This window comes from Amycolatopsis regifaucium, from assembly GCF_001613935.1.
In the GTDB taxonomy this organism is placed as follows: domain Bacteria; phylum Actinomycetota; class Actinomycetes; order Mycobacteriales; family Pseudonocardiaceae; genus Amycolatopsis; species Amycolatopsis regifaucium.
Genome location: NZ_LQCI01000009.1, coordinates 185,674 through 197,862, shown reverse-complemented (window position 1 = coordinate 197,862; position 12,189 = coordinate 185,674). Strand labels below are relative to the sequence as shown.

Sequence of the window (12,189 nt, the reverse complement as noted above, 5' to 3'; positions counted from 1 at the left end):
GAGTCGCCACTCGCCGGGCAGTTTCAACCACGTGAAAACAGCACAGAACCACGGTGTGACAGGCGGGCGCCTGGGTACCCGAGGACGGTTCACCGTCCCAACGGATACTCGGAGGCAACACCATGACGGCATCACCGACCAGGGTCGCGCGTTCGCCGCGGCAACTCTTCGCGGCGGCGGTAGGCGTGGTCTTCCTGCTCGTGGGCGTGCTCGGGTTCATCCCCGGCGTCACCACGAACTACGACCAGCTGGGCGGCGCGGGCCACGATTCGGGCGCGCTGCTGCTCAACCTCTTCCAGGTTTCGATCCTCCACAACCTCGTCCATCTGGCGTTCGGGATCGCGGGCATCCTGATGGCCAGGACGGCGGGGGCGGCGCGGTCGTTCCTCATCGGCGGCGGCGTGATCTACCTGGTCCTTTGGCTGTACGGCCTGCTCATCGACCACGGTTCGGCGGCCAACTTCGTGCCGGTGAACGGTGCTGACAACTGGCTGCATCTCGTGCTCGGCATCGGCATGATCATCCTGGGTGTCGTTCCCGTCGCGAGCGCCCGGACGCGCTAGAAACCGGGCTCAGTCGTTCTGCCGCGTACGAGCCTCGGTGACCTCTTCCGTCTCTTCGTCGTCCATCGCCCGGGTGTCGCGAGGAGGAAGGAAGGGCTCGTCCGCAGCGGGACGGCCATCCGCGAGTTCCTTCCCTCGGGTGAGTTCGGCGTCGAGTTCGGCGCCGAACAGGACGGCGATGTTCGAGATCCACAGCCAGATCAGGAACACGATCACCCCGGCCAGCGAGCCGTAGATCTTGTTGTACGAGCCGAAGTTGCTCACATAGAAGGCGAATCCGGCCGTCGCCGCCGCCCAGAGCAGTACCGCGACGAAGCCGCCCGGGGTCATCCAGCGGAATCGCGGCTGCCTGACGTTGGGACTCGCCCAGTAGAGCACCGCGAACGCCAGACCGGCCAGCAACGCGATCACCGGCCATTTCGCGATGTCCCAGACGAGGACGCCGGTCGAGCCCAGTCCCACCAGATCGCCGAGGTACCGGGCCACGTCGCCGGTCGTGACGATCCCGATGGCGCAGAGCGCGAGGATGACCAACAGCGCGATGGTGAGGCCGAGCCGCAACGGCCAGAGTTTCCAGATGGGACGGCCCTCGGGCATCGAATAGATGACGTTGGAAGCCCGGATGAACGCGCCGAGGTAGCCGGACGCCGACCAGAGCGCGCCCAGCACACCCATGATCGCTGCCGGACCGGCCAGCCCGCTCGACCCGGACAGCTCCCGGGTCGCGCCGAGCAACAGGTCACGGCCCAGGCCGGGGGTGATCTGTCCCGCGCTGTCGATCAGGGTCTGCGTGGCGGAAGGTCCCAGCAGCCCCAGAAGCGCGGTCAGCACGAGCAGGCCGGGAAAGAGCGAGAGCACGCCGTAGTAGGTCAGTGCTGCCGCGTAGTCCAAGAGCTCGTCACGGTTGAACTGGACGACCGTTCGCTTGAGCACACCCCACCACGATCGCTTCGGCAGATCGGTGGGGCCTTCCGGTCCTTTGTTCTTCTTGCTTGCCAAGGGGACCTCCTGGTGGGGACCCCTTGGCATACCCGGGTTCCCGAAGGTGAAACGACCTCAGGTGGCGTAGTCGCGGTACGACGTCCAGGCGCGGTTCTCCGCCCAGCACTCGTATCCGTCGGCGTCCCACGCTCCGTTCAGGGAGACCGCGTCGGTGGTGGCGGGACGGTCTTCGCCAGGACGATGTCCGCCAGCCGGATCGTCGCGAGACCGCGTTTGGTCTCCACTGTGCATTCGGCGTCGTCACGCGACCGCAGATAGCCGAGGGCGTCGGTGAAGCCGCCTTCGATCCGGTACCGCACGACCACCCTCGTGCCGACCGGGACGTCCGGGAGGGTCATCGGTTCAGGTGCGCGGTGAGCTCGTCGTCGCTGGGTTCGACCAGATGGGTTCCGTCCGGCCAGACGATGGTCGGGATCCGCCGCTCGCCGTTCTGCAGCGCCCGCACGGTCTCCTCGGCACCGGCGTCCGCTTCGACGTCGACGTAGTCGTACTCGACACCCTTGGCGTCCAGCAGGGCACGGCTGCGTTTGACGTCGGGGCACCAGCCGGCGCCGTACACGGTGAGGTCGCTCATGGCTCACAGCATGCCAGGTCGCCGTCCGGCGGCTTGTTCGGCAAGGGCGGAACGGTCGGCGAGCCCGGTCTTGGCGAGCAGGCTCGCGACGTGTTTCTCGACCGTCCTGGGCGAGATGTGCAGGCGAGCGCCGATGTCCTTGTTGCCCATCCGCTCGGCGAGCAGGACCAGCACCTCGTACTCGCGCACGGTGACACCGGCCGCGCGCAGGTCGCCGGGGACGCGGTCGACACCGGCGCGACGCTGCCGGACGGGTGCGCCGATCTTGCGGAGCAGGCTCCGGCAGGCGCCCGCGACCGCCTGAATGCCTCTGCCGTGGAAATACTCTTCGGCCTCCTTGAGCCAGCCGGCCGGATCGCCCCAGCCGTCGGCGGCCGCCGGTTCGGCGATCAGGCGGAGTCCGAGGTGCCGGGCCAGGGGATAGGGCGCCGAAGTCTCCTTCGCGGCGGCCACCGCACGGGCCGCTTCCGCCGCGTCACCTCGCCTGCCGTGCTCGACGGCCTGCGCGAGTTCCACGAACTGCCGGTTCCAGCGCATCCCGCTCACCGCGGAGCCTGTCTCGGGACAGGCAGCACCGCCCAGGGTGTCGATGAGGGTCCTGAGCCCGTGCTGGCCCGCCAGGTGGAACCGGCTCGGCCGCCGTTCCTCCAGCTCGATCACCTGCCCGAGTTCCCGGCGCGCCCGGTCGAGGTCCTCCTCGAGCAGTGAACAGAAGACGCGTGCCAGGCCGATGCTCAGCACCATCTCCTGCGCGTTCTCGCCGCCGCTTTCCCGGAAGTCTTCGAGTGCCCGTTCCATCTCCGGGCGGTCCGCCCGGTGCCCGGCCGACATCGCCCTGGTCATATGCGCGTACTGCAGCAACGCCGTCAGGCGGAGCCTGCCGAGGACGGCCAGGTTCTCCTCAAGCAAAGCGTGCGCGGTCTCGAACTCGCACCGCAGGATCGCGTGCATCGTGCGCACGGAGTCGACCGCGCAGTGCAGGGTGATCGCGCCGGTCCGCTGGGCGTCGGCGCGGGCGAGCGACAAGGTCTGCTCGTCGCCGTTCATCAGCACGCGATGGCCGCCGAGCCGGACGAGCGCCTGGGTCCGGAGGTGGTGCAGCTGGTTGTCCTCGGCGGTGCGCCGCGCGAGCTGCATGTAGTGCTCGGACTCGGTGAGGTCTCTCGAAAGCGCCAGCATCCCGAGCACCTGCAGCGCTTGGCAGACGACGAAGGGCTGCTCGGTCTCCTCGGCCACTTTCCACGCCTGGCGCGCGAGCCGCTCCGCCGTACCGCTCCGGCCGGGGACGTCGAGCCAGAGATTCGCCTCGACGGCGTCGAGCGCGGCCTGCTGCGCCGGTGAGATCGCCGAACCGAGTGGAGCGCGGGCGCGTTCGATCTGGCCAAGACACTCGTCGTGCCGTCCGGCGATGTAGGCGGCCCAAGCCAGCTGGGTGTGCAGTTTGGCCGCGCGTTCGAGGGTGCCGATCTCGCCGAACCCGGCGGAGAGCTCGACGGCGCGGTCGAACTGACCGGTCTGCCCAAGCGCGTACAGCAGGGTCTCCAGTACCTCGGCCCGATCACCCGGGTCGGCCCCGGCGAGCAGATCGACGGCTTTGGTGAGCATGGTGACCGCCGAGTCCGCGGCTCCGGCGGCGAGGGCACGGCGACCGGTTTCGGCGAACTGCCGTCCCGCCGCCCGCTCGTCGTGCGCGGTCAGCCGGAGGGACGCCACGAGCGCGCAGAGGTCACCAGGAAGGTCGGGATAGAGCTTTTCGACCGCGTCGGCGGCTTGGCGCGCGAGTGCCGCCTTCCGTGCCGGGGACTGGCGCTCCAGCAACGCTTCGCCGGTCAGCGGATGGCGGAAGGCGTACCAACCGGGCGTCGTGTCGTCGGTGGTGACCAGGTTCGCCGAGACGGCGGCGCTCAGATGGTTGTGCAAGGTCCGGTCGTTCATCCCGGTGACCGTCTGCACCACCGCCAGCGGGAAGCGGCGGCCGATGACGGCGGCGACCGACAGCAGTTCACCCGCCTGCGCGCCGAGTTGCTCCATTCGGACGCCGATACTCGTGATCAGCGCGGCGGGTACGCGGGCGCGGAGTTCGCCGATCACGCGCCAGCCGTCGCGGTTCTCGACCAGCAAGCCGTCGTTCACCATGCCGTGGAGCAGTTCCTCGACGATGAACGGCAGGCCGGCGCTGTTGCGCCACAACAACTCCGCCGCGGCCGACGGCAGGTGGTCCGGTGCGGTCTCCAGGCAGGCGGCGGCGAGCGCGTGGGTGTCGTGGAGGCCGAGCCTGCCGAGTTCGAGGACGGTGCAGCTCATCCGCTGCGCTCCGGAGGTCGCGAGACGGAGCGCGTCGGAGGGCTCGTTGCGGAGCGTGCCGACGAACAGGGTCTTCGCCGCGGACAGGTTGTCGACGAGGTATTCGAGGATGAACAGCGTTTCGGCGTCGGCGTCCTGGAGATCGTCGAGGACCAGGAGCGCGCCTCGATCCCGGCTGGTGACCGCCAGCAGCCGGTACACCGCTTCGGCGAGCACCATCAGGGAACCCGACTCCCGCGGGCGGTCGCCTTGACTCCAGTCGGGGACGAGCTGGGCGAGCACGGGGACGAACGGGTCGAGTTCGGCCGCTTCGGGCGGGCCACCGCCGCGGAAGTGTGACAACAGCGCCTGGGACAGCGGCCGGAACGGGACGAGCGGACCGATCGAACTCGCCCTGCCCTGCAGGACCGGGATGTCCGCGGCGACCGCTCGTGACGCGGCTTCGATGGCGAGCCGGGACTTCCCGACTCCGCCTTCACCGACGAGAAAGATCGCGCCGCCGCGACCGGCGATGGCGCGATCGAGAGCTCCGGAGAGCTCGGCCAGTTCGGCGTCACGGCCGATCACCCGCGACGAACGGATCCCCACCGCCGTGACTATAGCGAGCCGATTCCCCTGCTACGGCGAAGAGTCGATCACGAAGGCGGGCGTCGAAGCCCGCCTTCGTGAACCTGTCTCAGATCCAGCCGCCCGCGAAGACGCTGACGACGGACGGCGAACCGGGGTCGCCGGACAGGGTGGCGAGCGGGTTGGCGCTCAACCGCGGCTTGCTGCCCGCCAGCGCGTGATTGCGCGAGCCGACCTCGAGCGCGCGCGGCAGGTTGACAGCGCCGAGGGCGTCTTCGGTGGCGGGCAGATCTCTTTCGTACATCGGTACTTCTCCTCATACTCGGGTTACCGGCGGGACGATGGTGGCCGCCGGATGCGGCCGGTCGGGGCGGAGCAGCAGCGCGGACGGGACCCGGTCGCCGAATCCCAGCCGCAGCAGGCCGTAGCCGATACCCGCCAGGCCGCTCAGCAGCCCGGGCGAGGGGACCGCGCCAGGGGTCCCGCAGCGCGCACCGCGCTGGTCGATGGCGGCGAGCAGATGACCGGTCCGGCGACGTACCGCGGCGGCGGCGCCAGTGTGCCCGTTCTCCGCCAGCACGCACAACACCTCGGTCACCCCGGTTTCGCCGTGGCACAGGCTGAGATCCTTCAACGGTGCCCCGTCGGACAGGCGTTTGACGGCCCGATCCAGTTCCAGGGCGTTCGCGGGGTCGGGCAGGTGGGCGGCCAGGCCGAGGGCGGCGCCGGCGAGGCCGTCGCACCAGCCGCCGGTGCCTTCCGCCCGATCGTCGTCCCGTTCGGGCGATTCTTCGCCGGTCCGGTCGTGCGCCCGCAGCACCCAGTCGACCCCGGCGGAACCGTGCGCGAAACCCGTCCCTTGTGGACGGTCACGGTCGAGCAGCTGTCCGGTGTAGCGGTCGGCCCGGGTCAGCGCCGCTTCCAGTCCTGTTTGGACATACACCGAGCGCATCGACGCGACCCCGCCCGCGAGTCCTGTCGTGAACCCGGACGGTGTCTCGGGGGTGCCCTCGGGCATCAGGTCGACGGCCTGCTCGATGAGATCCCCGGCGGGAAGCCCGACCAGGGTGCTGAGCCGGGCGATCGTGTACGCGACGCCGCCGAGCCCGAGCAGTCCGCCGCAGCCGGCGGTGGCGGCCAGGTCAGGGTCGGCCCGGAGGGTGGCGAAAAGACCTGGAAGCGGGGCGATCGCGTACGCGGCCAGGTCACGGTAGCGCGCGATCCCGGTGAGTTCGGCGAGCTGGGCGAGGAACAGCGCCACACCGCAGTAGCCCTCGCCGAGGCCCGCGCCCATCGGGAGCACGGTCCAGTAGCGGTCGTCGACGAGTTCGATCCCGAGCCAGTTGGAGCGGCGCTCGTCGGAGAAGGCGTTGGCGACGATGTGATCGGCGATCCCGCAGGCGGTGACCAGCAACCGTTCCGCGTCGGGCGCCTGGTTCGGCACCGCGGTCTCCGCGGTCTCGACACCGCCGTGATGGCCGGCGGCCGCCGTGCTGATGGCGAGGGTGGCCGAGATCAGCCATTCCTGGTCGCGCTGGTCGAGCGGATCCATTTCCGCGACCTTCGCGAGCACGGTGTCCAGCGACGGCCGTTCCACCACGCCTTCGACGCTGTCGCCGCGCGAGTCCAGCAGCGACGTCGAACCGGGGCTCGAGGTGAACATCGGGACGTCGCCCGCCCACAGATCCGCCCGCTCGTGCGGCACGAGCCGGAGCAGCTTCTCCTCCCCGGCCGAGTCCTCTTCGAGCAGGTCGAACGCGCGGTCGCGGTCGGCGGCGTCGCGCAGGAGGTCCGGATGGGTGGTCTCGTCCAGCAGGCGGAAGTAGAAATTCGTCGGCCGGATGAGGACCCGGATGGGGTCCTCGGCGCAGCGCTTGAGGTGTTCGGCGAGTTCGTCCCGTGCGGTGGAGACGGCGTCGTAGCCGAGCCGGAAACCGGCGAGCAGTGCCGCGCTGTGCTCGGCGGGGGCGACGTCGCGGCCGTCGAGCCGCGGGAGATTGTTCCCGCCCGCGAGTTCGCCGGGTACGCGGACGAGCCGCATCCGGTCGGTGCCGGGATCGGCCCACTCGACCCGGTCGGTGGGCAGCCTGCCGCCGCGCCCGGCGAGCCCGGAGATGTCGACGGCGCCGTGTTCCCCGGCGAAGAGCTGGGGGAGCAGTAGCGTGCGCTGGACGGATCGCGCCAGCATCGCGGCCGCGGGGTCGCCGTCGGGCGGATCGGCAGGCGACGGCTGGAACAGCGTCTCGATGTCGATCAGCACCGGCTGGTCGCCGCTGGCGATGATGTTCTCGTAGTGGACGTCGGTGGCGTCGAGCGCGTGCAGCAGCGCCAGCAGGATGCCCTGGCGGCGGTAGAAGCGGTCGACGTCGGCGATGTCGGCGCAGGGCCGGTGCTCGACGAACCGGAGCCAGCCGTACCCGTCGCGCGGCACCGCGTCGGCCGTCCGCAGTTCGAGGCCGGGCAGCCGCTTGTTGAGCCGCTCGACAAGCTCGGTAAAGCGTTCGTGCAGGATCAGCGGGCGGGGTTTGTAGATCACCTTGGTACCGCTGGAGAACCGGAGCAGCTTGACCGAACGCCCCCGAGCGTGCGAGTCGCCGACCCCACCGGCCACCGCCACCAGCGTGCCGAGTTCGCCGTCCGCGACCGAGCCTGGCAGAGCGTCGGCGTCAGCGGAGAAGCGGTTCAGCATTTCGGCGTGGGCCTCGGCGGCGTGCCGGCAGGCTTGGGCGAGAAGCCGGGCCAGTACCGGATATTCGCTGAACAACCGGACGAGGCCGGCCGGGGTGGACTGCTGCCGCACGAAGTCCGCGAAGCGCTCTTCAGGCGTCTCGCCCTGAAGAGTTCCGGCCTTGCGGGCTCGATGGAGTTCGAGGACCAGCGTGCGGACCGACAGCTTGAGCAGATGCTGGTCGAGTTGAGTGGCGAAGTCGGCACGGAGTTCGTCGACGTCCGCGTCGGCGAGGTCGCCGGGGACCGCTTCACGGCACGCGGCGTCGACGAAGGACCTGAAGACCCCGGCGAAGGCGACACGCCAGTCACCGACTGGGGGGCGCCTCGGCAGTGGCGCGGTGACAGCGTGTTCGGCGAAGTCGGCCCAAGCGGGCTTGTCCGTTTTCCGTTCGCGCGGGGTCTGGCCGTGCACCCACCACCGTGGCGGCAGGGACGTCGCCGTTGGCTGGGGCGTCACGTCGTCCATGCTTTCAGCCGGGCCGGGTACGCACATGGGGGCGCAACCCCCACATTCAGCGCACGCACGAAGATGCCCGGAGAGTGACGACCTGCATGATGGGCGGGTGACCACGCCGCCCGCCCCGGACCCGCTCGATCCGGCCCTTCCGTCGACCTCGCCGCCGATGTCGGTGCTGGTGTACCGGAAGCCGGTGGAGCCGCCGGCCGAACTACCGGTGCTGTCGAACCGGACGATCGTCTGGGCGGCCGTCACCTTGATCGTGCTCGGTGTCGGAGTCGCTGCCGGGCTGCTGGTGGCCTTCGGCGACGGCGGGCACGCCGGTCGGCTGGACGCGATCAAGACGGCGGGCACGATCGTGCTCGGTACCGGCGGAGCGGCCGCGTTGTGGCTGACCGCGCGCAGGCAACGTACCTCGGAGCTGAGCCTGAACCAGGCGCGTGCGGCGCACGCCGCGACCGTCGCGGACGCCGAAGCCCGTCGGATCACCGACTTGTACGGCAAGGCGGCTGACCAGCTGGGGGCGGCACAGGCACCGGTCCGGCTGGCCGGTCTCTACGCGCTCGAACGGCTCGCCCAGGACAACCCGGCGCAGCGGCAGACGATCGTCGATCTGCTGTGCGCGTACCTGCGGATGCCTTACGAGCCACCATCCGGCGGACCTGCGCGGCGACCGGCGGCGCGGCCTTCCGGGGTGCCGCGCCCGCTGTTGGGCAGTTCGGCCCGGCGGCGGGCCTCGGTGCGGTTGGCGCCGCCTTCACCGCCCGCCGACGTCGCGACAGGCGGGTCGACGGAAGCGGAGCAGGAGCGTCAGGTGCGGCGGACCGCGCAGACGATCCTGTTCCGCCATCTCAAGATCGGTGCCGAGGAGAATCCGGTCCACACGTTCTGGTCCTCCATCAGCCTGGACCTCACCGGCGCCCTGCTCGGTCCGGCGAACCTCCTCGGGTGCCGGGTGGCCGCGGCCGACTTCACCGGCGCCACCTTCACCGGCGACGTGTGGTTCGGTAGCGCGCACTTCGGGTTGAACGCCGTGTTCACCGGGGTGCGGTTCGCCGGCGAAGTCAGCTTCAGCGACGCGCGGTTCGACTACGACGCCCGGTTCGACGGGGCGACGTTCGACAGGTTCGCCCGCTTCGGCGGCGTCGAGTTCAGGGGAAGCACGACCTTCGCGCGGGCGCGTTTCCGCTCGCCCACGGTCTTCACCGGCACGAAGTTCGACAGTGACGCCTATTTCGCCTCGGCGCGTTTCGATGACCGGGCGGAGTTCGGCAAAACGCGGTTCGCCGCTCGAGGAGTGTTCGCCGACGCGAGCTTTGCCGGCAACACCTACTTCCACGACGCCGAGTTCACTTTTGAAGCCGGCTTCAGTGGTGCGCGATTCGAAGGAGCGTTCACCCAGTTCGGTGGCTCGACGCTTGCCGAGGCCGGTTTTCACTCGACCCGATTCGGCGGGGAGACCGGCTTCACCGCCACCCGGTTCACCGGTGAAGCCACGTTCGGCATGGCGAAGTTCGGCAGAAGTGTGGAGTTCACCCGCGCCTGGTTCGACGGCCAGGTCAACTTCGGCGGCACATGGTTCACGAGGTCGGTCGTGTTCGACGAGGCGATGTTCGCCGGTGACACCCGATTCCACGAATGCCACTTCGAGCGGACGGCCGAGTTTCACCGGACCAGATTCGCCGCGGACGTGTGGTTCGACAGTACGGAGTTCGTCGAAGGAGCAGGTTTCGCCGAAGCGGTGTTCTGTGGGCGAGCACTGCTGGTCGGGGCGAGGTTCGGTGGCGTCTCCGGTTTCCGCCGCGCACGCTTCGAACGGGACGTCATCTTCAAGTACATACGCTTCGGCGACCGGGTTTCGTTCACCGACACGCACTTCGCGCACCCGCCGCAGATCAGGACGGTGTGGGTCAGAGTGGACGGGCGGAAGCCCGGCATGGACAGCACCTGGCCGCCCGGAACCGAAGTCCGGGACGCCTACGAGCGACCCTATGTCGCCTCGGAGGGCCAGTGGGGGGTACTTGTTCCGGTGCCGTCCGACGATGCGGCGGGATCACCGGATCGGCCGGCGGGTGAAGAACGTCGCCCGGACGGCGGCGAACACCGACGGACCGGCGACGTGTGACTGCCTCCCGATGAGCCGACGCTCGGCGTTGGGCAGAGCCGCAGCGATGGCATCCGCCCGGTTATCACCACTCCTGGCCGTTGGACGTGGGCCGGGCCGGGCCGCGCTCATTGGTACGTGGCGGTCCAAGGCACCCGGCTGGGTCAAGCGGGTCCCGGGGTCGCCGGAGCGACCCCATCCGTGCCCTATCTGTCGGTCCGCCAGTAGCGGACGCACCGCTCTCCACTCGAGGCCCGGGTTGCCGGCAGGAGCTGCGATCGTCCGGCTTCGGGTGATACACGGTCGGCGTCGGTACGCGTGGTTCCCCCGTTGCCCCGGAGTTCGGACTCGGCTTGTCGCGGTGCCCGACCCAGCAGGGTGATGCGAGCCGCTCGACGGTTTTGGCCCACATTTCGTGATCGAGTCGACGGTCGGCAATTGACTCTCCTTATTCAACAAGTTATATATGAACGATGTCGCATTGGCGCTTTGACCGAGCAGCGGTGCTCGGCGCGGGGATCGCCGGTCTCGTGACCGCAAGGGTCCTGTCCGAGCACTACGACGAGGTGGTCGTGGCCGAGCGTGATGTGCTCCCGGACCGGCCGGGGCATCGGCGCTTCGTCCCTCAGTCGCATCACGCGCACGGCCTGCTGAGCTCCGGCCGCCGGGTGCTGCTCGGGCTGTTCCCCGGCCTGTCCGCGGAGTTGGCCGCCGCCGGTGCGCTCACCCCGGGTTCCGGCGACCCCGCGATGGGAGATCGGTCGCTGTTCCTGGTCCGCGGTGAGACGACCATCCGGATACCCGCCTGGTGGAGCGGGGGCTTCGGGGCGAGCCGGATCCTGATCGAGCACGTGATCCGCGCCCGCGTGCGGGCGCTGCCGAACGTCACGGTCCTGGAGAGGACGCCCGTCACCGGGCTACTGACCGACCGGTCCCGCCGCCGGATCACCGGTGTCCGGGCAGCCGGCGAGGACCTGGGCGCCGATCTGGTAGTCGACGCGTCAGGCCGAAACTCACCACTGCCGGAGTGGCTCGAGCGGATCGGGTACCGGCCGCCACCACAATCGGTCGTCCACTCCGACGTCCGCTACGTCAGCGTGGTCACCGAGCCCGATTCGTCCTTCGATCCCGAGTGGCTGGCCATCCTCGGCGGCCAGGCCGAATCCGGCTCCTCCGTCGGCGGCGTCGTGCTACGCGTCGAGCACGGCCTGCTGCACATCTCGTTCGGCTCAATCGCCCGGAGCGAACCGGTTCCGGCAGACCTGGCCGGGTTGCGCGACTTCGCCGATCGGCTGACGGCACCGGTGGTGGCCGAGGCCCTCCGGCGATCGACGCCGACCGGCCCCATCCGGACTTTCCGCGTCCGCAGCAACACCCGGCGCCATTACGACCGGGCTCGCGAGATGCCCGATGGCATCCTCGCGCTCGGAGACGCCGCCAGCGCGGCCAATCCCATCTACGGCCAGGGAATGAGTGTGGCCGCGTTGTCCGCGGCCGCGCTCGGCCGGGTACTCGCCGTCGGCGACGACGCGGGGTTCGGACGCCGGGCGGCACGCGCCATCGCCGCCACCTCCGCCGAGGCCTGGCGCCTCGCGCTCGGCGAGGACCTCCGCTACCGATGCCGCACCGAAGGAGTCCGGTCGCCGTGGACGACCAGGTTCGGCGAGGACTACCGCAACCGTCTGGAACGAGCGGCCGCGCTGGATCCCGAGGTGGCAGCCGCCTTCAACGACGTGCTCAATCTCCACCGACCGCTGTCATCACTCGCTTCCCCGCGGATCATACGGCGGGTGCTGCGGCCGTTGCGCGACCGCGATCCCGGTCCTTTGTCCGCGACCGTCGCCGCCGTGCTCGGCGCTACCTGAACCCCGTCCGAGCGAGCGAGGAG

Annotated in this window: 9 protein-coding genes; 3 read left to right on the top strand and 6 right to left on the bottom strand. The window is 69.9% G+C overall.

Features of this window, described 5'->3' with window-relative positions; translation table 11 throughout:
- Window positions 1–122: 122 nt before the first annotated feature.
- Complete coding sequence (locus AVL48_RS10820) at window positions 123–563, top strand: DUF4383 domain-containing protein (RefSeq protein WP_061982616.1); 441 nt, start codon at window positions 123–125, stop codon at window positions 561–563.
- A gap of 9 nt (window positions 564–572) precedes the next feature.
- On the opposite strand, the gene AVL48_RS10815 is transcribed toward AVL48_RS10820, so the two are convergent.
- The 6 genes from AVL48_RS10815 to AVL48_RS10790 form a co-directional block, all read right to left on the bottom strand.
- The gene (locus tag AVL48_RS10815; RefSeq protein WP_061982617.1) at window positions 573–1,592 is read right to left on the bottom strand and encodes a YihY/virulence factor BrkB family protein; all 1,020 of its coding nucleotides are present in this window, start codon (window positions 1,590–1,592) and stop codon (window positions 573–575) included.
- A 107-nt stretch (window positions 1,593–1,699) separates the two neighbouring features.
- Window positions 1,700–1,903 carry a putative acetyltransferase gene (locus AVL48_RS10810; protein ID WP_061982618.1) on the bottom strand — a complete coding sequence of 68 codons (204 nt, stop codon included), beginning with the start codon at window positions 1,901–1,903 and terminating at the stop codon, window positions 1,700–1,702.
- Window positions 1,900–2,139, bottom strand: a complete 240-nt coding sequence (locus AVL48_RS10805; RefSeq protein ID WP_061982619.1) for a glutaredoxin family protein — start codon at window positions 2,137–2,139, stop codon at window positions 1,900–1,902. The genes AVL48_RS10810 and AVL48_RS10805 overlap by 4 nt, the downstream gene beginning before the upstream one ends.
- A gap of 3 nt (window positions 2,140–2,142) precedes the next feature.
- Window positions 2,143–5,031 carry a helix-turn-helix transcriptional regulator gene (locus AVL48_RS10800; RefSeq protein WP_061982620.1) on the bottom strand — a complete coding sequence of 963 codons (2,889 nt, stop codon included), beginning with the start codon at window positions 5,029–5,031 and terminating at the stop codon, window positions 2,143–2,145.
- 88 nt (window positions 5,032–5,119) lie between these two features.
- Window positions 5,120–5,314, bottom strand: a complete 195-nt coding sequence (locus AVL48_RS10795) for a hypothetical protein (RefSeq protein WP_061982621.1) — start codon at window positions 5,312–5,314, stop codon at window positions 5,120–5,122.
- A gap of 12 nt (window positions 5,315–5,326) precedes the next feature.
- On the bottom strand, window positions 5,327–8,206 hold the full coding sequence (locus AVL48_RS10790; protein ID WP_244162557.1) for a type 2 lanthipeptide synthetase LanM family protein: 2,880 nt from the start codon (window positions 8,204–8,206) through the stop codon (window positions 5,327–5,329).
- Between the two features lie 97 nt (window positions 8,207–8,303).
- On the opposite strand from AVL48_RS10790, the gene AVL48_RS10785 reads away from it, so the two are divergent.
- Window positions 8,304–10,322 (top strand): pentapeptide repeat-containing protein, encoded by a 2,019-nt coding sequence (locus tag AVL48_RS10785; RefSeq protein ID WP_061982622.1) that lies wholly within the window; start codon window positions 8,304–8,306, stop codon window positions 10,320–10,322.
- A gap of 452 nt (window positions 10,323–10,774) precedes the next feature.
- Window positions 10,775–12,166 carry an NAD(P)/FAD-dependent oxidoreductase gene (locus AVL48_RS10780; protein WP_063816531.1) on the top strand — a complete coding sequence of 464 codons (1,392 nt, stop codon included), beginning with the start codon at window positions 10,775–10,777 and terminating at the stop codon, window positions 12,164–12,166.
- Window positions 12,167–12,189 lie beyond the last annotated feature (23 nt).

Excerpts from the sequence above, each read along its gene's own strand:
- AVL48_RS10820 (WP_061982616.1), top strand. The coding sequence starts at position 123 with ATGACGGCATCACCGACCAGGGTCGCGCGTTCGCCGCGGCAACTCTTC.
- AVL48_RS10815 (WP_061982617.1), bottom strand. The coding sequence starts at position 1,592 with ATGCCAAGGGGTCCCCACCAGGAGGTCCCCTTGGCAAGCAAGAAGAAC.
- AVL48_RS10810 (WP_061982618.1), bottom strand. The coding sequence starts at position 1,903 with ATGACCCTCCCGGACGTCCCGGTCGGCACGAGGGTGGTCGTGCGGTAC.
- AVL48_RS10805 (WP_061982619.1), bottom strand. The coding sequence starts at position 2,139 with ATGAGCGACCTCACCGTGTACGGCGCCGGCTGGTGCCCCGACGTCAAA.
- AVL48_RS10795 (WP_061982621.1), bottom strand. The coding sequence starts at position 5,314 with ATGTACGAAAGAGATCTGCCCGCCACCGAAGACGCCCTCGGCGCTGTC.
- AVL48_RS10790 (WP_244162557.1), bottom strand. The coding sequence starts at position 8,206 with ATGGACGACGTGACGCCCCAGCCAACGGCGACGTCCCTGCCGCCACGG.
- AVL48_RS10780 (WP_063816531.1), top strand. The coding sequence starts at position 10,775 with ATGTCGCATTGGCGCTTTGACCGAGCAGCGGTGCTCGGCGCGGGGATC.